We start from the raw sequence: 20,547 nt of genomic DNA on the forward strand, positions 1-20,547 counted from the left end.
TTAAAAAAATGTATTAGGTTTTAAATTGATAGTTGCGGTTTTTTAAAATCAGTTTTTTGTAACTATCTGTAATAAAGAAAGTTAAATTCTAAAAGTAATGCGTATGTAAACAATAAAGACTACTTATAAATCAAAACACAAATTAACCCTAACAAATAGTACAATGAAGTTGACAAAATTATTTCTAGCATTAGCCGTTTCAAGTTCAATTTTAGTTTCATGTGGAAAAGATACTGAGGATAGGTATCTTAGAGGAAATTATGACGAAGGGCTATTAATAACAAACAAAGGACAGGAGACTGGATCAGTTTCATTTGTTTCTTATAACTTTTCAAATACTGAAAATAATATCTTCAAAAAAGTAAATGGTCAGACGCTTGGTAAAAATGTAAGTTCGTTAGGATTTTATATTGAAGAAGCTGCGATTGTTGTAAGTGATGAGAATAAAGTTGTTTCCGTAGATCGTTATAGGTTTACAGAAATTGCTGAAACTTCACAACATTTAAACCAACCAAGATATTTTATTTCAAATCAAAAAGGAGGACAAGACGGTAAAGGATATATTACAAATTGGGGAGAAACCGATAATCCAGATGATGATTTTATTGCAATTATGCATATGAATACACATACGATTATCAGTAAAATTCCTGTTGGGATGAAGCCTGAAAAGATGTTACTTACAAATAATAGAATTTATATTACACATGCAGGAGAAATGAATAATAAAATTTCTGTTTTTGATGTAAATTCTGAAGAAATCATTCGAGAGATTGAAGTTGGATATAATGTAAATTCACTACAAGTAGATGATGATGGAAAAATCTGGGTATTATGTAGTGGAAAACAAGACATGGAAGAAACAGCAGGACAATTATTTAAGATTAACCAATCATCTTTTGAAATAGAGACATCTTTTTACTTCGGAAACAATTCTAATCACCCTACAAATTTAAATTATTATAAGAGAAACTTTTACTATGTTTTAAACGGAGATGTGTATCAAATGCACGTAAATTCTCCGATTTTATCTCAAATTCCATTAATTACTGGACAAAATATCGAAAGTATTAGTGTTGGAAAAGAGAAAATTTTTGGAATAAATACAAACAGTGGTTTAGAAGAAGGAATCGTTAAGATTTTTAATCTAACAACACTTACAAAAGAAAAAGAATTTACTTTAGAAATGAATCCAGAAAATGTTTATTACAACGCATATAGCGGAATTTAATATTTATTAAAATATAATAAAAAAAAGACTTGGTTTTAGAATCAAGTCTTTTTTTGTTTTAAAATTATTGATTTGTTAATGAAGTTAACTTTACTTTAAAAAAATTAAAATATTTACATGATGTTATAATAATGATGGGTTTCTAATTTTCTGCTACCAAAAACTAAAACATTTTAAGGATAATGAAATCTAAAAATACTACTACTAGAAGAAAATTTTTAAGAAACACTTTATTGGCATCAGGAGGAATTATTATCGCTTCAAATTTAATAAGTTGTAGCGATGATGATATTGATGATATAAATATTCCAGACAATTCAAAACTGGAAAAATTCAATCATGGTGTTGCAAGTTTTGATCCAACAACCAATCAAGTTATAATTTGGACAAGATATACAACTGACAAACCAGAAGTTGAAATTGTTTGGGAAGTTTCTAAAAATCCTAATTTTTCTACATTATTAAGAACAGGTACTTTTACTACAAATCAAGAAAGAGATTATACGGTTTCTATTGAAGTGCAAGATTTAGAACCAAATCAAAAGTTATATTATCGTTTTGCACAATTAGAAGAAGGAACCATTTCAGTTGTTGGAGAAACAATTACACTTTCTGAAAATCCTAACGAAGTGAATTTAGCAGTTTGTTCTTGTTCTAATTATGCGGCAGGTTATTTTAATGTATATGATTCTATTGCAAAATCAGATGTAGATGTTGTTGTTCATTTAGGAGATTATATTTACGAATATGGAGAAACAGAATATGGTTATACTTCAGAAGTATACAGACCTCTTTCTCCAGATCATGAAATTATTTCTTTAGATGATTATAGAGAACGTTATCGTTTGTATCGTTCAGATAAAATGTTACAATTAGCACATCAGAAAAAACCATTTATTTGCGTTTGGGATGATCATGAAGTTGCAAATGATACTTATAAAGACGGTGCACAAAATCATGACAGTTCTGAAGGAAGTTTTGTACAAAGAAAAATAAATGCTATTCAAGCTTATAGCGAATATTTACCAATGAAAATTAGCGATAACAATAAGATTTATCGAAATATTGAATTTGGGAATTTAGTGAATCTAATTATGTTAGATACTCGTGTAATTGGACGTGATAAACAACTTTCTTATACAGATTATATTTCAATTACTGGATTTGATTTTTCAGAATTTAGAAATGATTGGTTGGACAAAAACAGAACGATTTTAGGACATGAACAAAGAAATTGGTTATTAAATGTTGCAGAAAGCAATAGTGCAACTTGGCAAGTTTTAGGACAACAAGTTCTAATGGGAAAAATGTTGTTACCATTTGACTTTTTAGATTTGTTACAAGATGCTTCTAGAGAATCTAAAAGTGGAGGAATGTCAACGCAAACTAGAAAAGCTTTAGAAATTAAAATGGAAGAATTAGTTACTTTGAAACGCAGACAATTAGCTGGAGATCTTACATTAACAGAAAATGAATCGGCTAGAATTTCTGGTGGATTTCCATACAATTTAGATGCATGGGATGGATATCCTTTAGAAAGAGAAATGATTTTAAATGCATTTAAAGGGAAAAAATTGGTTGCTTTGGCTGGTGATTCTCACAATGCTTGGCATTCGGATTTAATTACAAATAGTGATATAAAAGTAGGAGAAGAATTTGCAACAGCTTCTGTTACTTCACCAGGGATTGATTTGATTTTAAGTGGTAGTATTGTCTTTTCTATTTTTGAAGAAGTGATGACTTCTTTGATTGATCATTTAAAATATTTAAATGCATCAGATAGAGGATATTTAAAAGTGAATTTTACGAACTCAACTTCAAATGCAAACTGGGTTTTTGTTGACCAAATTTATGATGAACAATATCAAACATCTGTAGAATATTCTACGAGCTACAATGGTTGATTTAGATTTATTTTTTTAATGATGAATTGTAAGCAGGTTTAGATTCTCTGAACCTGTTTTTTGTTTTATAAGATTTATTTAAATATAATATTTATTGAATTTCTTTTTTAAGAATAGATGTTTACATAAACAGAATTTTAAAATTGAGATTGTTTTTTTGAATTAAAAGTATTTTAGCTAGTGAATAAATTAGAAAAATTTAATTTTTATGATTTAATATTATAAAAATCTAAAACAATTTGCTTGTCCGTTATATTTTTTTACTTTTAACACAATTTTAAGAAACAACTTTGACAACATAACATCTAATACTAGTATTTTCAAGCGAAAATTTTATAACATTAAACAATTAATCACTAACTAGAAAAATGAGAAATCTTCATTATGTAAGCTTACTTTCATTAGCATTGGTTTTAGGTTCTTGTGAGCAAAAATCATCAAGTGAAACAGCCCCAGCAACTGAAAATGTTCAAACAGATGCTAATGGATTTACTTACGAAACCGTAGAAAATGACCCAACTGGTTTACGTTTGTACACACTAAAAAATGGTTTAAAAGTATATTTAAGTAAAAATACGGACGAGCCAAAAATTCAAACTTTTATTGCTGTAAAAGCAGGTTCTAACTACGATCCAAAAGATAACACAGGTTTAGCACACTATTTAGAGCACATGGTTTTCAAAGGAACGGATGAAATTGGAACAAAAGATTGGGAAACTGAAAAAGGTTATTTAAAGCAGATTTCTGATTTATATGAAAAACACGCTGTAGAAAAAGATGAAACAAAGAAAGTTGCAATTTATAGAACAATCGATTCTATTTCTAATGTAGCTTCAAATTTTGCGGTAGCTAATGAATATGATAAAATGACAGCTTCTATTGGAGCAGAAGGAACAAATGCGCATACTTGGGTAGAAGAAACTGTTTATAAAAATAAAATTCCTGCAAACGAATTGGAAAAATGGGCTCACTTAGAAAGTGAAAGATTTAGCCAATTAGTTTTAAGATTATTCCATACAGAATTAGAAGCTGTATATGAGGAATTTAACAGAGGACAAGATAATGATGGAAGAAAAACTTGGGCAGCAATGCTTGATGGTTTATTTCCAACACACCCATACGGACAACAAACTACAATTGGAACTTCTGAGCATTTGAAAAATCCTTCTTTAGAAGCTATTCATGCTTATTTTGATAAATATTATGTTCCTAATAATATGTCTGTTGTTTTAGTTGGAGATTTAGATTTTGAAAACACAATTAAAACAGTAGATAAGTATTTTGGAAACTTCAAATCGAAGGAAGTTGTACATCCAACTCTTCCAAAAGAAGCTCCAATTACTCAAAATGTTGTAAAAGATGTTTATGGACCAACTTCAGAATCTGTAAATATTGCATTTAGAGCAGATGGAATTGGAAGTAAAGATGAAAAAATGGTGAGATTAGTTGATATGATTCTTGCAAATAGTAGTGCAGGATTAATCGACTTAAACTTAAACCAAAAACAAGAAATCCAATACGGAACTTCTTACACACAATCTTTAAATGATTATGGATTCCACGTTATCAATGGAGCTCCAAAATCTGGACAAACTTTAGAAGAAGTAAAAGATTTATTATTAGCACAAATAGAACTTGTAAAACAAGGAAAATTTGATGATTGGTTATTAGAAGCTGTGATTAATGATTTAGAGCTTTCTAAAACAAAATCATACGAAAATAACACTGCTGTAGCAACAGCGTATTATAATGCATTTATTCATAATCAAGATTGGGCTGATGTTGTTTCATTTAATGAAGAATTAAGAAAAATAACAAAACAAGATGTTGTTGATTTTGCGAATAAATTCTATAAAGATAACAACCAAGTTATTGTTTATAAAAGACAAGGAGAAGACAAAAATATCGTAAAAGTTGATAATCCTGGAATTACTCCAATTCAAACAAATAGAGATGCTAAATCTGAATTCTTGGCGAAATTTGATGAACTAAAATCTCCAGATTTACAACCATTATTTGTAGATTATAAATCTGAAATTAAGAAACAAAAATTAGCAAACGGAATCGAAGTTTCTTATGTAGAAAATAAAACAAATGATCTTTTTGATTTAAATATTATTTTCGACATGGGTAGAGATAATAATAAAAAATTAGCTCATGCTGTTGGTTTTGTTGAATATCTAGGAACTGATAAAATGTCTGCTGAAGATGTTAAGAAAGAGTTCTATAAACTAGGAATCGAATATGGTGTAAGAGTTTCTGATGATAAATCAATTATCTATATTTCTGGTCTTCAGAAAAATATGGAAAAAGGTTTAGAGCTTTTAGAAAACTTAATGACAACTGTTGCTCCTAATGATGAAGCATATAAAAAATATGTGGATAGAATCATGAAGGGAAGACAAAATACAAAAACTCAAAAAGCTTCAATTCTTTGGGGAGGACTACATAATTATGGAAAATATGGAGAAAACTCTAGATTCCGTAACATTCTTTCTTACAAAGAAATGATGGATATTAATCCACAAGAATTAGTAGATTTAGTAAAAGGAATCAAAGATTTCAAACAACGCGTTTTCTATTATGGAAATGATATTGCTGGAACTACAAAAGCTTTAGATAAACATCATGTTGTTTCAAGCGAATTAAAAGAATATCCTAAAGCTACAGAATATGCTGAGAAAGAAACAGGAGGAGAAGTTCTTTTTGTTGACTTCGACATGGTGCAAGCTGAAATGTTATTCGTAGCAAAAGACAAAAAATTCGATAAGAAGTCAATGGCTGTTTCTAGAGTTTTCAACTCTTATTTTGGAAGTGGACTTTCTTCAATCGTTTTCCAAGAAATTCGTGAGTCTAAATCGTTAGCTTATTCTGCATTCTCTTCTTATTCTCAAGCTAGAAAAGCAGATGATTCAAATTATGTTATTGCATATGTTGGAACGCAGGCGAACAAATTAACGCAAGCTGTTGATGCGATGATGGATTTAATGAATAATATTCCTGAAGCAGAAAATCAATTTAATGCTGCTAAAAATGCAACTTTAAAGAAAATTGCAGCAGAAAGAATTACAAAAGATGATATTTTCTGGAATTATGAAAGAGTTCAAAAATTAGGACTAGACAATGATTTCCGTGAAGAAATGTATAAAGAAATCCAGAACTTAACAATGAAGGATTTAGTAGATTTCTTTAATGAAAATATTAAAGGAAAGAAATATACTACAATGGTAATTGGAAATAAGAAAGATTTAGATATGAACGCTTTAAGTAAACTTGGAAAAGTGAAAGAAATGGATATTGATGAATTATTCAATTACGAAAAAACAGAGATTAAACAATAATTTCTTAATATAAAATAGAAAAGCGGACTTTTATCAAGTCCGCTTTTTTTATGCATTATATTTTTAATTTAAATTAAAATCCTCCTTCTTCTACATCATATCTTTTTGGCCTTTTTGCATTTTTCTTCTGATTAAATCGATAGGTAAAACTTAGCAAAAATTGACGTTCTCTCCATTGAAACTCATTATCTGAAATTGTTGTAGGAGTTGTTGTTGTAGAAACTCTTTTTCTTGAATTAAACAAATCACTCACATTAAAAGTAAGTGTTCCTTTATCTTTTAAAATATCTTTACTCAAGGCAATATTTGCTGTGTACATTGCTTTTCTATCTGTTTGTCCATTTTCATACGGTCCTCTATAAAGTATTTGTGTTTGGAAATCGATATCTTTTGGTAAAGAAACTTTCGAACTTAAACGAGCTGACCAACTATAATTTGATGCATCAAAACTGATATTTTCATACAATCCTTTTGTTTCAAATCTATAAAAATTGAAATCTGAAGAAATTCGCCACCAACGAAAAGCAGAATAACTTGTTGTAAATTCAAATCCGTAACGATCTCTTGAAGAAATATTAATTGGAGTTCTTTGAATAATTGGAATTCCATCTTCCGTTTCACCAATTTCAGTAGAAACAATTTGAATTACGTTTTTAGAATGTCTATAATAAACAGAAGAATTAAAAATGAATTTCTTCCATTTTTTTAGAATTCCAGCTTCAAATGAATGTGTGAAAATAGGATCTAAATCAATATTTCCAACGAAAATATTAGTTGCACTTGATCTAGATGGGAAAGGATTTAAATACCAAGAACGAGGTCTTGACAATCTTCTATTATATCCTAAAGAGATACTTAAACTTTCAGTGAATTCATATCCTAAATTTACTGAAGGAAAGAAATTTGAATAATTTTTAGTTGCATTATTTGCATTTCCTGAAGCATCATCTTCAAATTTAATTTTAATATCTGTGATTTCAGATCTTAAACCTAATAAATACGAAAATTTACCAAATTCACTTCCAAATTGTGTATAAAAAGCATGAATATTCTCTGTATAATCCAAAACATTAGAAGTCAATAAATCTCTTACAAATTCTCCATCTTCATTTTTTAAGAATAACGTATAATCTGTAATTTCACTTTTTAATTCACTTTTATAACCAGCTTCAAATTGAGAAACTTCTCCTAAAGGTAAAACGTAGTCAGATTGAATTAAAAAACTTTTTTCATCATTATTATTAATGGTTCTTTCGTCATCATCATTTGGATTTTCATCTTCAGAATCGAAAATATTTCTTTGTAAAATCGTAGCAGACTCATCTTCTGTTGTTTTATCAAATTGGAAATCGACCGTCAATTTATGTCCTTTTTTTTCAAAATCTCTAGAAAAATTGAAATTATATTCAATCGTTTCTCTATCTGATATTTCGTCTTCGCTTCGAATATAAAGTTTATCAATTTCTCGATTTGCAGTTAAGATTTTTCCATCATTTGTAACAAGTGTATTTCCATCAGAAATTCGATATAAAAAACTATTTGTAATGGTTGTTTTATCATCTAAAAAATATTCAATTCCAAAATTTGTGTTTAAATATTTTCGTTCACGGTCATAATCTCTTACTTCTGAAAGAAAACTATTTAAAGTATTATCTACGAAATTTTGCTGAAAAACAGAAGAATTTCCTGGAGATTTTCTATACGTATATCCGCTATTTGAAAACAAATTAAATTTGTCTTTTTTATAACTAAGATTAAAATTTCCTCCAAAATTTTCTGGATAACCAGCATTTAAAGTAACAGAACCATTTAAACCAAGTCCTTTTCCTCTTCTCAAGATAATATTTAAAATTCCAGCAGTTCCTTCGGCATCATATCTTGCAGATGGACTTGTAATTACTTCCACACGTTCAATTGCATCCGCAGGAAACTGTTGTAAAGCTTCCGTACTTGAAAGACCAACCAAACCAGAAGGGCGACCATTAATTAAGATTCGAACATTATCACTTCCTCTTAAATTAACAGTTCCATCTACATCAACTGTCACAGATGGTATATTATCTAAAACATCAGAAGCAGTTCCACCTTTTACAGTTAAATCTTTTCCAACATTGTAAATTTTCTTATCTAATTTAACTTCTACGGTTGTTCGTTCAGCTCTAATCTCAACTTCTCCAAGATTTTCACCATCTTCTTTTAAAGAAATAACGCCTAAATCTATGGTTGAATTAATTTCAGAAATATTGAGGGTTTTTGTTTTAAATGAAATAAATTCGACAGTAATAACATAATTTCCTTTCGGAACATCAATAGAAAATTTCCCTTTTCCATTAGTAACACCTCCTGTTACATTTCCGCCATTTTTAGGGGTAAAAACAATTGTTGCATATTCTAATGGTGTATCTGTTTCAGCATCAATCACTTTTCCTGAAACAGCATAGGAGACTTTTTTCTCTTTTTGTGCATAAATAAAAGAAAGAGAAAATAGGGAAACAATAAGAAGTAATTTTGTTTTCATTTAGTTGTAGATCTGTTTATAGTTTTTGCTTATGTGAATGTAGAAGATGATTAAATATTTTTTTGTTAAATAACAGTTAAATTAAATTAAATGTTATAGTAAAATTAGTTATTTAGAACGAAACTTAAAGTATAAATAGCATTTTTTTATAAATTTTTTATTTACAGTTCTATTTTGAAATATTCCAAAAGAAAACTCAAAATATAGTTTTGTATTTTTAGATACATTGTAAGAACTAATATAATTCTTAAATTCGCATTCTTAAATATTTTTTATGAAAAACTTTTTATTAACTGTTGTAGGTCCGACTGCAATTGGAAAAACTGCTTTAGGAATTAAATTAGCAAATCATTATAACACAGAAATAATTTCTGCGGATTCTCGTCAGTTTTTTAAAGAAATGAAAATTGGAACAGCTGTTCCAACAAAAGAAGAATTGGAAAGTGCAAAACATCATTTTATTCAAAATAAATCCATTTTTGAAGAATATAGTGTTGGACATTTTGAAAGAGAAGGATTAGAAAAAATCACAGAACTTTTTCAAGATTTTCAACATTTAGTAATGGTTGGTGGAAGTGGACTTTATGTGGATGCAATTATTGATGGCTTGGATTATTTTCCTGATGTTGCAAAAAATATTCGAGAAGAATTAAATCAGCGATTAGAATCAGAAGGAATAGAAGTTTTACAAAAACAATTAAAGGAATTAGATCCTGTTTCTTTCGATCAAATTTCGATTGAAAATCCACATCGTTTGATTCGAGCTTTAGAGATTTGTATTGGAGCTGAACATCCTTTTTCATATTATAAAAATAAACCAAAAGGCAAACGTGATTTTACACCAATTAAAATTGGTTTAACTGCGGATCGTGAAATCATTTATGATAGAATAAATAGGAGAGTGGATATCATGGTGCATGAAGGTTTAATTGAAGAAGCTAAAAATGTATATAAACATAAAGAATTAAATGCTTTACAAACGGTTGGATATCGTGAATTATTTGCACATTTTGATGGAGATATTTCTTTGGAATTTGCAATTGAAGAAATAAAAAAGAATACGAGACGATTTGCAAAACGTCAATTAACTTGGTTTAGAAAAGATAAAAATATTCTTTGGTTTGATTATCAAACACCTTTTTCTGAGATTATTGAAAAAGTAGAAGAATTTAAAAATAAATAATTCTAAAAATACTTTTGTTTTAATGTATTTGGGTAATTTTAAAACAAAAAATATAATGAGTAATTTAATTTGTTTTGATATTGGTACAACGAATTTAAAAATTGTGTATAGAATAGAAGGAAATTATTTTAAAGAAATTCATTCAAAAGAATTGTTTGAAGAAATTAGAAATTCAATTCTTTCTAAATATAATTTTGAAACAAAGCTAGCTATCGGAACAGGTTCAAGATTACTTTCAAAAGAAAAAGATTTTATTTTTTTGGAAGAATTAAATGCAAATGCTTCCATTGCAAAAGCTTGTGAATTTGATAAAAGTATTATTGTAAATATTGGAACTGGAACTTCATTTATGAAATTTGATAATGGTGAAATTTCTCATTTGATTGGAACTGGAGTTGGTGGTGGAACCTTATTAGGTTTGTCAAAAAGAATGTTAGGAATTACAAATTATCATGAAATAAATACGTTAGCTGAATTTGGTGATATAAATGCAATTAATTTAACTGTTAAAGATGTCTTTGAAGAAAACACAAGTTGGTTTCAAAGTGATATTACTATTTCAAATTTTGGTAACAATTCTTTAAAAGATGCGAATATAGCAGTTGGAATTTGTAGTTTAGTTGCAGAACCAATTATGTCCATTTTAAAAGCACATATTGATGGAAATGGAATTTCAGATATAATTTTTGCAGGAGGTGTGAGTAAAAATAAAACGGTAAGAAAAATAATTAAAAAATATTCAGAGATTTTTCAAATAAATAGTTTCTTTTTAAAAGAACCAGATTTTGGAACTTGTTTTGGAGCAATTTCAATGTACGAAAACAAAAAATATCCAAACCTTTTAGATGTTTAAAATAAGTCTAAAATAAGCCTACTTTTAAGGTTTATAAAAATAGGCTTATCTTTTATTTAAATTGTGTTATACGTAACATGCTATTTTCTTTCGCTTTTATTTCAAAAGTTGCTTTCTTTGAAAGATAGAAAAAATCACCTTTATCAAAAACAGAATGCTGTTCTCCGTCATTAAAATCAATAATTCCAGCGAAAACTTCAATTACAACATGAGCATTAAAAGAATGATTTTCTAATAATTGCTCTTTTCGTAATAAGATTGCTTTTTCAATCGATTTCGGCGTTTCCAATAAATCATACATCATCGGATGATTTTCATTGTATTGTAAATTATTTAGTAAAGAAGCATGAATCATAAGAAGTAGAATTGAATTTAAAATTAAAAGTTGCTATTAAGTATAAATGCTAAAAGATACAAAATATTGTGTAATTATTTTAAAATTAACAACATATAAAATTATAATTTATATGTGAAATATTTATTGTAATTTAAGGTAAAAATGTATTATTTTGCGCTGTTGTTTCGGCAATTAAATTTTATCTGTTTTTATGGAAGAAACGCAACCTTTTGGTTCTAGAAATATTAAAAAAAAGCAAGTAATTAACCTTGAACAAGGAAAAGTACCACCTCAAGCATTAGATTTAGAGGAGGCAGTTCTTGGTGCCATGATGATTGATAAAAAAGGTGTGGATGATGTAATTGATATTTTGCATGCAGACGTTTTTTATAAAGAAGGTCATAAACATATTTATGAGGCAATCTATAATTTATTTGAAAATTCAGAACCAACAGATTTATTAACGGTTTCCAATCAATTACGTAAAAATGGTAAATTGGATATTGTTGGAGGAGATTTATATTTAATTAATCTTACACAAAAAGTTTCTTCAGCTGCGCATATTGAATTTCATGCAAGAATTATTCTTCAAAAATATATTCAACGTAAATTAATTTCAATTTCTACAGAAATTATTAATGAAGCATACGATGAAACAACAGATGTTTTTGATTTGTTAGATAGTGCAGAATCAAAGCTTTTTGAGGTTACACAAGGAAATTTAAAGAAAGGTTCTGAAAATGCACAAAGTTTAGTTGCTCAAGCAATTAAGAAAATTCAAGAAATTTCAAATCAAGAAGGAATGAGTGGAGTTGCATCTGGTTTTACAAAACTTGATCAATTAACTTCTGGTTGGCAACCTTCCGATTTAATTATTCTTGCCGCTCGTCCTGGTATGGGAAAAACTGCCTTTGTAATGTCAATGGCAAAAAATATGGCAATTGATTTTAATAATGCAGTTGCAATTTTCTCTCTGGAGATGTCATCTGTACAGCTTATTACCAGAATGATTTCTAGTGAAACAGGTTTGACTTCAGAAAAATTAAGAAAAGGAAATCTAGAACAACACGAATGGGAGCAATTAAATGTGAAAGTGAAAAATCTTTCAGATGCACCAATTTTTATTGATGATACTCCTTCACTTTCTATTTTTGATTTAAGAGCAAAAGCTAGACGTTTGGCTTCACAACATGGAATTAAAATGATTATTATTGATTATTTACAATTAATGACTGCTGGTGGAGCTGGAAAAGGAGGAGGAAATCGTGAACAGGAAATTTCTACTATTTCTCGAAATCTTAAAGCACTTGCAAAAGAATTAAATATTCCCGTAATTGCACTTTCTCAGTTATCTCGTGCTGTAGAAACCAGAGGTGGAAGTAAAAGACCACTTTTATCCGATCTTCGTGAATCTGGAGCGATTGAGCAAGATGCAGATATTGTATCGTTTATTTTTCGTCCAGAATATTATGGTCAAACAGAATGGGATGATGATGAAAGAACTCCTTGTGAAGGTCAAGCAGAATTTATTGTTGCAAAACATCGTAATGGTGGTTTAGATAATATTCGTTTGAAATTTACAGGACATCTTGCAAAATTCTCTGACTTAGAAGAAGGTTTTGGAACAGAATTTCAATCAAAAATGAATGATTTCTCTGGAGAAGGAGGAGAAAGCGAACCAGGAATTTCACCATCAAATTTTGCAAGTCCTGAAGATGCTTTTGGTTCACCTTTTGATACAGATTTTGGAACACCGAATAACGATGTGCCATTTTAAAAATATTAATAAAACATAAAAAAACTATGAAACTAAGTTTTAGTTCAAAGTATAAAAAAGTGAATACTACTATTTTGGTGGTATTCACTTTTTTGTTTTCTATACAATCTTTTGCTTCTTTTATTTTAATACCAATGGATGCAGAAACGCAAAAGAATCATTTAAAAGCTTATGGAATAACCTATTGGTTTTTGCAAAATGGTGGAACAGCAAAATGGCTTTTAAATTATAGAGGAGGTTCTTTTCTTTTAGAAGATAATGATGCAACTAGGAATGAATGTAAAATTAGAGGAGTAACTTATAATGTTATTAATGATTCGGAAGCAGCTTCTATTTTAGCAGAAATCTCTAGTCCTTCTAAAAATATGGAAGCTGTTACTTTAGAAAAAGCACCAAAAATTGCTGTTTACTCTCCAAAAGATAAACTTCCTTGGGATGATGCTGTAACAATGGTTTTGTCTTATGCGGAAATTCCATATGATGTAATTTATGATGAAGAAGTTTTGGATGATAAATTGATTTTATATGAATGGCTACATCTTCACCATGAAGATTTTACTGGACAATATGGGAAATTTTATGGAGCTTATCGAGCAATGCCTTGGTATATTGAACAGAAAAAAAACTCAGAAGCTTTAGCAAAAAGATTAGGTTATGATAAAGTTTCTCAAGAAAAATTAGCAGTTGCAAAGAAAATTCGTGACTATGTAATTGGAGGTGGATTTATGTTTGCGATGTGTTCTGCAACAGATAGTTTTGATATTGCACTTTCAGCTGAAGGAGTGGATATTGCTGAGGTAATGTTTGATGGAGATCCTTCTGAAAAAAATTACCAATCAAAAATTGATTTTACAAAAACGTTTGCTTTTAAAGATTTTATTTTGTCTAGAAATCCAACGGAATATGAATTTTCTTCAATTGATATGACAAGAAAAAGAAAAATTCCAAGAACTTCAGATTATTTTTCTTTAATGGATTATTCTGCAAAATGGGATCCGATTCCGACAATGTTATGTCAAAATCATACTGTTTTAGTTAAAGGTTTTATGGGACAAACAACATCCTTTGATAGAAATACAGTTAAGTCAAATATTTTGGTGATGGGTGAACATAAAGCAAATGGAGAAGCAAGATATATTCATGGAACAAAAGGAAAAGGAATGTTTACTTTTTATGGTGGACATGATCCAGAGGATTATAAGCATAGAGTAGGAGATCCAAAAACCGAGTTAGATTTACATCCAAATTCTCCTGGCTATCGTTTGATTTTAAATAATGTACTTTTTCCAGCTGCGAAGAAAAAACATCAAAAAACTTAAAGAAAAATAATTATTTTTTTGTAGGAATAGGTAATTCTATAATGATAGTTTTACCTATATTTATTTTAGATTCAATTGAGATTTTTCCACCTAATTTTGATATATGGAACTTCACTTTCTTTAATTCGTAATCTTTTTTTGTAAAACAAGTACCATTATCTTTTATGATGAAAATTAACTTTTTTTCTTGAGTTTGTATTTCTAATGAGATTTTTGATGGTTGTGTTTTTTCAAAAATAAGTCGATTTATTTCTTTTAAGAAAACAAAGATATTTGCTTTGAATTGTAAACTTAATTTATGCCATTCAACTCCAGAAATCATTTCTAATTTACAATTCTCAAAATAGGTATTTAATGCATCAAATAATAAATCTTCATAAATATCTTCAGGATTAATATCGTCGTCAGCTTCAAAACTAAGTTCATGAGAAATATTTCTAGCTTTCATTTCAATTTTATATAAATCCTCAATTATACTTTTATATTTTTTATAATCTTCTTCATTTAGATTTACATTTGTAAAATTCATTAATAATCTTAAACCAAAAAATCTACTCAAAACACCATCATGTAATTCACTAGCAATTCGTTGTTTTTCTTGTTTTTTCTCTTCTCCTAATTTTTGATAAAGTTTAATTGTTAGAGCAAAAAGCTGTAAATTCATTTCTTGTTTTTCATTCTGAAGCATTAATTTTTTGTTTCTAATTTTTTGAGTATAGATTAAATATAAAATGAAAAGAGCGAAAATAAATGCTAAATAAAAGGAAATTGTTCTATTTTGATTTGTAAGTTGTTCTTGTCTACTTTCTAATAAAATGGCTCTGTTTCTTAATTCTTCTGTTCTAAATTGATCTGCAACAAAACGCTCAGAATGATGTTTTTCAAAAGCAGAGATTTTTTGTTTAAGTTGTAAATATTCTGCTAAATAAATATCTTTTTTAGAAATATCAATTTTTGAAAGAAGTTTTAATGCATATAAATTATCTTCAATTCGTTTTGTTTTTCGTGCTAAATCTAATGCTTGTTTGATGAAATTATAAGCTAAATCATTATTTTTATTTAAAAAATGATATTCTCCGATATGTAATAAATATTTATTACGTTCCTCTAAATAAGTATCCCATTCCCAATATTTACCATAAAAATCGATGATTTCCGTAGAAAGATGGAAATTTTTGAGAATTTCTGGTGATTTATCACCATTTTTCATTTTTAAAAAACTCAATTGATCTAAATAAAAGGCATAAAACTTACAATCAATTTCTTCATAATTTTTATTCAGAAGAGCAACTTTTAATTTTTCATCATATAAATTATCGACAGATTTTTGAAAATATTCTAAAGCATTTTTATAATCTTTTTGTTGTCGATAAATGCTTCCTATAATGTAATAAAAATAAGAATAGGTGTATTTTTTAGTTTCAAAATTATCTTTTTTTGTATCAACAGTTTTTTGAAGCTGATCAATATTATCGAAAGCTTTTAAATAATTTCCATGCTTTACATTGATTTTTATTAATTCACAATAAATATCAAATTTCAAACCTTCAATTAATTTTTCATCTTTTTCTCTAAGAATTTCAATATAAATATTTTCCGCTTTTACATAATCGCCCATTCTCATTTTTTCACGAGCCATTTTAGTCATTAAAGTATATGAAATTTCTTTTTTATTTAGATATCGATAATTCCTAGCTGCTTTATTTAAATAGGAATATGCACTATCAAAATTGAAAAAAACATCTGAAGCTTTAGCTCCAAGTCTGTATAAAGTTGCGATTCGGTTAGTGTCTTTTTTGATAGAATTAAGTTCAAACATTCGTTTGAAATTCTGATAAAAAATTGAACTATCTTTTAATTTTAAACTCCAACCTAAAATATGACTATTGTATTTTTTGAAGAGGTGATTATTTTCTTGAACTTTTTCATTAATTTTTTGAAGAAAAGATTCACGCTCATCTATACAGCGATCGGAATCTCGAACAATTTTAAACCATTTTTGAATACTATCATTCTCCGAATATTGAGCAAAAAAATACTTCGGAAAAAATAGTATTATGATGGTGGAAATTAAAAGTAATTTTTTCTTCAATGGTTAAAGTTTATTTTTTTCTTCGGAAAACAAATATATATGAAAAAACACAAAATAATCCTTTAATTTTAAAGAATAACGATTAATGTAAAAAATTGTTTAAGAAATAGAAAATTTATAACTGAAATTGAATCTGAATTTCCTTTCCAATATTCATTTTAGAAGAGATTTTAAATTCGCCATTTTTCTTTTCAATTTTTTTAATTAATCTGTTTAATTTGGAATTTCTTTTTGAAAAAACAGATCCGTTATCTTGTATTTTTAAATCAAACTTTTTATTTATATAATCCAGTTTTACAGATACTTTTTTGGGATTTGATTCTTTATTAATATTAGAGAATTTAGTTAGAAATAAGAAGAGATTTTCCTTTTGAGAATCATTAAATTTTGTCCAATTAACATTCGATTCTAATAAAATATTTTCTGTTTTATAAATATCTTTTAAGCTATATAAAATCAGAGAATTAAAACTAGATTCTTCTAAATTTTTATTCAATTTATGTGATAAATCACGAGCTTCCATTTCAATAGAATACAATTCTTCAATGATGCTTTTTAGTTCTTTATCTTGGATTTCATTTAAATTTACATTGGAATAATTCATCAATAATCGTAATCCAAAAAATCGACTTAAAATTCCATCATGTAATTCACTTGCAATTTGTAATTTATCTTTGTTTTTTTCTTGAATTACCAAATCGTGTTGACTCAAACTAAGATTAAAAAACTCTCTTTTTAGATTTGTTTCTTGAATTTTTAAAGCAAGTTTTTTGTTATCTAATTTTTGTTTGTAAATCAAAAAAGAAGTGACGAAAATCAAAACAATTGTTAGTTGAAGAAATAGAAGCCAAGTTTGTTCTTTTTTTAGAGAGGTTTGTTGTTTTTGTAGTGATGGAATTCTTTTTTTAAGTAACTCTACTTGATATTGTTCTCCTGAGAAAGTCTTTTTTTGTTTTAATATGAATTTATGATGATTATCTTTTAATTTAATATATTGATTAAGATATTTTACTTTATTAAGAGTATCTATTTTTGATATAAATAGAAGATTATTTAATTTATATTGCTCATGATTGAAATTTAAATTACTGATATTATTATAATAAATTAATCCATATTTTTTTGCTATTTCATATTTTTTATTTTGATAAAAATATTCACTTAATAATTTATTAAGCTTGTTATATGATTGACCATAATTTAAATTTAAACTATCTTTAGCTTTAATTAAATAATTAATATCACTTTCACTTATTTCGTTTTTTATTAAATCAATATAAGAAAAACTAATTTTACTGTGAATACAAGTATTAAAATAATTATTAATTTTTATAAAATATTTATCAGCTTCATCAAAAGATTTTTTTTGTATATAATATTCATATACTTCTAGATATAAATTGAAATAAAAAAAATCGTTTAAATAGATTCTATTAGTTTCATATTCATTAATATAAAATTCAATATTTTTTGAATTATCTAATAGAATATAGGTTTTTATGAGGTGATAATATAAATGACCTAAACGTTGACTATTTAATCTTGATTTGTTATTTTTAATAAAGTTGATAAGGAGATTTTCAGATTCATAATATTCACCTAGTTGATTTTGTAAATTTGTAAGTTCACATATTTCTTTATGGATCGAATAAATGTTTATGCTGTTTTTATGGATATCTAAATATTTTATTATACTTTCATTAAAATGATATTTTGATTTTGAATAATTTGGATTATTATATTTATAATATCTTCCTAAGCACCTATGAATGAAAAAATTAATTTCTTTATCATCATACTTTTGAATTTTTTTTAAGATTTTAAAAAATGAAGTAGAATCGTTTATTCTAAGTGCTGCTCTTAAAATTAGAGGGTAATATTTATAAAGTGTATCATTTTTGTAAAAAATAGACTTAATTTTATCATAATAAAATTTATTTGTTTCATAATTATCTTGAGGGTTTATAAAAGATAAATCATATTTGATATTATCATACCATTTAACAATAGAATCCTTCATCACTTCCAACTCTTCCTCACTCTGAAACCCATAACTTTTTCCAAAGGGAAAACTGAAAAATAGAACACAAAAAAATACTTTCCAATGAAAAGAAGTTTTATGATAGTAAATATTTGAAAACCTTTTAAATAGCATTTTTATTATTTGAATGGAATTCCGAATATAGTAATTTTTAAGAATTAAGAAAAATTAGTCAAAGAAATCTGAATTTCCTTTCCAATATTCATTTTAGAAGAGATTTTAAATTCACCATTTTTCGTTTCAATTTCAGTAATTAATCTATTTAATTTGGAATTTCTTTTTGAGAAAACAGATCCGTTATCATGGATTTTTAATTGGAAATTATCATTTGTAAAATCAATTTTTACAGACAGTTTATTTGGATTTGTTGCTTTATTAATATTAGAGAATTTAGTTAGAAATAAGAAGAGATTTTCCTTTTGAGAATCATTAAATTTTGTCCAATTAACATTCGATTCTAATAAAATATTTTCTGTTTTATAAATATCTTTTAAGCTATATAAAATCAGAGAATTAAAACTAGATTCTTCTAAATTTTTATTCAATTTATGTGATAAATCACGAGCTTCCATTTCAATAGAATACAATTCTTCAATGATGTTTTTTAGTTCTTTATCTTGTGTTTCATTTAAATTTACATTGGAATAATTCATCAATAATCGTAATCCAAAAAATCGACTTAAAACTCCATCATGTAATTCGCTTGCAATTTGTAATTTATCTTTGTTTTTTTCTTGAATAACTAAATCATGTTGACTCAAACTAAGATTAAAAAACTCTCTTTTTAAATTAGTTTCTTGAATTTTTAAAGCAAGTTTTTTGTTGTCTAATTTTTGCTTGTAAATCAAAAAAGAAGTAATAAAAATCAAAACAATTGTCAGTTGAAGAAATAGGAGCCAAGTTTGTTCTTTTTTTAGATTTTTTTGTTTATAAAAAAGAAAAGAAGACTTTTCTTTCAATGATTTGATTTCAAGTTTTTCGATTGAATAACTCCTTTCTTCTTTTAAAATAGTTTTATTAGAATTATTTTTAAGGAATAAATATTTCTTTAAATAATTAACTTTATTTTCTGGATTAACTTTCGCTAAAAACAAAAGGTCGTTTAGATATTCAGGTAAGTTTTTATTTTTAATTTCAAGATTCTCTTTATATAAAATTCCATATTTTCTAGCTTTTTCTTTTTCCTTTTTTTTATGATAATAAATACTAATATATTTATCGGATTTGTGATAAAAACCTTCTTTTTTTAAAGAAAAAAGCATGTCTAATGTTTTTTTATCTGCATTTCCAGCCAAAATATCTAAATATGCAGATTCCATTTTTAACCAAATATTTTTAATTTTTATATTCTTATATTTTGAAGAATACACATCAAAACACATTTTTGCTTTTTTATAATCGTTTTTATTCAAATAATATAAAAAAGCGCGATGAAAGATTTTCCAAAATGCAAATGATACAGAATTATTTTTTTTATAATCCAAACTTTTTTTGAGAATGAAATCTACATTTTTAGAATTATCAATGTTTATATAATTTGAAATAAGCATTTCAAAGATATAGGCAATTTGTGTAGAATTCATTTTATCTTTATAAAAATCAAGGTATTTTATGATAAACTTTTCGGAATGATAAGGTTGATTTAATTTTTCATAGACATATACAATTTCTATCATAGATCGAATTACTCTATTATAATTTTTTATTGAATCAGAAATCTTTAAACTTTCGTGTAGATTAATTAATGCTTTTGATAAATTTTTGGAATGATAAGAATAATACTGTCCCAATGATAGTTTTAAATAACTTTCATTTTTAAGACTTTTTATTTTTTTAATTTTTTATAAGATTTCCAAAATTCTAAAGTATCATTAGCATATAAAGCAGATCTTAAAATAATTGGATATACATGATAAAGAGTGTCATTTTCTTTGAAAAAATTCTTTATTTT

Annotated in this window: 12 protein-coding genes; 7 read left to right on the forward strand and 5 right to left on the reverse strand. The window is 26.7% G+C overall.

Translation table 11 applies throughout. From position 1 onward, the window contains the following. Nucleotides 1–163: 163 nt before the first annotated feature. The 3 genes from I1A51_RS07580 (at nucleotide 164) to I1A51_RS07590 (ending at nucleotide 6,476) form a co-directional block, all read left to right on the forward strand. Nucleotides 164–1,231, forward strand: coding sequence for a YncE family protein (locus I1A51_RS07580; RefSeq protein ID WP_196892668.1), 1,068 nt, complete (start codon nucleotides 164–166; stop codon nucleotides 1,229–1,231). 182 nt (nucleotides 1,232–1,413) lie between these two features. After that, entirely contained in the window at nucleotides 1,414–3,135 is a 1,722-nt protein-coding gene (locus tag I1A51_RS07585; RefSeq protein WP_196892669.1) for an alkaline phosphatase D family protein, read from the forward strand. Between the two features lie 368 nt (nucleotides 3,136–3,503). Further along, nucleotides 3,504–6,476, forward strand: coding sequence for a M16 family metallopeptidase (locus tag I1A51_RS07590; RefSeq protein WP_196892671.1), 2,973 nt, complete (start codon nucleotides 3,504–3,506; stop codon nucleotides 6,474–6,476). A 73-nt stretch (nucleotides 6,477–6,549) separates the two neighbouring features. On the opposite strand, the gene I1A51_RS07595 is transcribed toward I1A51_RS07590, so the two are convergent. Further along, nucleotides 6,550–8,994, reverse strand: a complete 2,445-nt coding sequence (locus I1A51_RS07595; RefSeq protein ID WP_196892673.1) for a TonB-dependent receptor domain-containing protein — start codon at nucleotides 8,992–8,994, stop codon at nucleotides 6,550–6,552. Nucleotides 8,995–9,268: 274 nt separating this feature from the next. Here I1A51_RS07595 and miaA point away from each other — a divergent pair, with 274 nt between their 5' ends. Both miaA and I1A51_RS07605 read left to right on the forward strand, forming a co-directional pair. Continuing rightward, nucleotides 9,269–10,177, forward strand: a complete 909-nt coding sequence (gene miaA, locus I1A51_RS07600) for a tRNA (adenosine(37)-N6)-dimethylallyltransferase MiaA (protein WP_196892675.1) — start codon at nucleotides 9,269–9,271, stop codon at nucleotides 10,175–10,177. Nucleotides 10,178–10,232: 55 nt separating this feature from the next. Next, nucleotides 10,233–11,030 (forward strand): acetate and sugar kinases/Hsc70/actin family protein, encoded by a 798-nt coding sequence (locus I1A51_RS07605; protein WP_196892677.1) that lies wholly within the window; start codon nucleotides 10,233–10,235, stop codon nucleotides 11,028–11,030. A gap of 52 nt (nucleotides 11,031–11,082) precedes the next feature. On the opposite strand, the gene I1A51_RS07610 is transcribed toward I1A51_RS07605, so the two are convergent. Next, the gene (locus tag I1A51_RS07610) at nucleotides 11,083–11,385 is read right to left on the reverse strand and encodes a hypothetical protein (RefSeq protein ID WP_196892679.1); all 303 of its coding nucleotides are present in this window, start codon (nucleotides 11,383–11,385) and stop codon (nucleotides 11,083–11,085) included. A gap of 193 nt (nucleotides 11,386–11,578) precedes the next feature. Between I1A51_RS07610 and dnaB the strand changes: the two genes are divergently transcribed. Together dnaB and I1A51_RS07620 are read left to right on the forward strand one after the other, a co-directional pair. Then, the gene (dnaB, locus tag I1A51_RS07615; protein WP_196892680.1) at nucleotides 11,579–13,144 is read left to right on the forward strand and encodes a replicative DNA helicase; all 1,566 of its coding nucleotides are present in this window, start codon (nucleotides 11,579–11,581) and stop codon (nucleotides 13,142–13,144) included. Nucleotides 13,145–13,170: 26 nt separating this feature from the next. Then, complete coding sequence (locus I1A51_RS07620; RefSeq protein WP_196892682.1) at nucleotides 13,171–14,463, forward strand: asparagine synthetase B; 1,293 nt, start codon at nucleotides 13,171–13,173, stop codon at nucleotides 14,461–14,463. A 10-nt stretch (nucleotides 14,464–14,473) separates the two neighbouring features. Here I1A51_RS07620 and I1A51_RS07625 read toward each other — a convergent pair whose 3' ends face one another. From I1A51_RS07625 to I1A51_RS07635, 3 genes are all read right to left on the reverse strand, one after another. Next, nucleotides 14,474–16,555, reverse strand: a complete 2,082-nt coding sequence (locus tag I1A51_RS07625; protein ID WP_196892684.1) for an ATP-binding protein — start codon at nucleotides 16,553–16,555, stop codon at nucleotides 14,474–14,476. Between the two features lie 115 nt (nucleotides 16,556–16,670). Continuing rightward, complete coding sequence (locus I1A51_RS07630) at nucleotides 16,671–18,575, reverse strand: sensor histidine kinase (protein WP_196892685.1); 1,905 nt, start codon at nucleotides 18,573–18,575, stop codon at nucleotides 16,671–16,673. A 179-nt stretch (nucleotides 18,576–18,754) separates the two neighbouring features. Next, nucleotides 18,755–20,272, reverse strand: a complete 1,518-nt coding sequence (locus I1A51_RS07635; RefSeq protein WP_196892687.1) for a sensor histidine kinase — start codon at nucleotides 20,270–20,272, stop codon at nucleotides 18,755–18,757. Nucleotides 20,273–20,547 lie beyond the last annotated feature (275 nt).

This window comes from Aureivirga marina (assembly GCF_015767265.1).
Taxonomy (GTDB): domain Bacteria; phylum Bacteroidota; class Bacteroidia; order Flavobacteriales; family Flavobacteriaceae; genus Aureivirga; species Aureivirga marina.

What these genes read in the sequence shown, in the direction of transcription:
- I1A51_RS07585 (WP_196892669.1), top strand. Translation starts at nt 1,414, where the DNA reads ATGAAATCTAAAAATACTACTACTAGAAGAAAATTTTTAAGAAACACT.
- I1A51_RS07590 (WP_196892671.1), top strand. Translation starts at nt 3,504, where the DNA reads ATGAGAAATCTTCATTATGTAAGCTTACTTTCATTAGCATTGGTTTTA.
- dnaB (WP_196892680.1), top strand. Translation starts at nt 11,579, where the DNA reads ATGGAAGAAACGCAACCTTTTGGTTCTAGAAATATTAAAAAAAAGCAA.
- I1A51_RS07605 (WP_196892677.1), top strand. Translation starts at nt 10,233, where the DNA reads ATGAGTAATTTAATTTGTTTTGATATTGGTACAACGAATTTAAAAATT.
- I1A51_RS07580 (WP_196892668.1), top strand. Translation starts at nt 164, where the DNA reads ATGAAGTTGACAAAATTATTTCTAGCATTAGCCGTTTCAAGTTCAATT.
- I1A51_RS07620 (WP_196892682.1), top strand. Translation starts at nt 13,171, where the DNA reads ATGAAACTAAGTTTTAGTTCAAAGTATAAAAAAGTGAATACTACTATT.
- I1A51_RS07635 (WP_196892687.1), bottom strand. Translation starts at nt 20,272, where the DNA reads ATGATAGAAATTGTATATGTCTATGAAAAATTAAATCAACCTTATCAT.
- I1A51_RS07595 (WP_196892673.1), bottom strand. Translation starts at nt 8,994, where the DNA reads ATGAAAACAAAATTACTTCTTATTGTTTCCCTATTTTCTCTTTCTTTT.
- miaA (WP_196892675.1), top strand. Translation starts at nt 9,269, where the DNA reads ATGAAAAACTTTTTATTAACTGTTGTAGGTCCGACTGCAATTGGAAAA.
- I1A51_RS07610 (WP_196892679.1), bottom strand. Translation starts at nt 11,385, where the DNA reads ATGATTCATGCTTCTTTACTAAATAATTTACAATACAATGAAAATCAT.
- I1A51_RS07630 (WP_196892685.1), bottom strand. Translation starts at nt 18,575, where the DNA reads ATGAAGGATTCTATTGTTAAATGGTATGATAATATCAAATATGATTTA.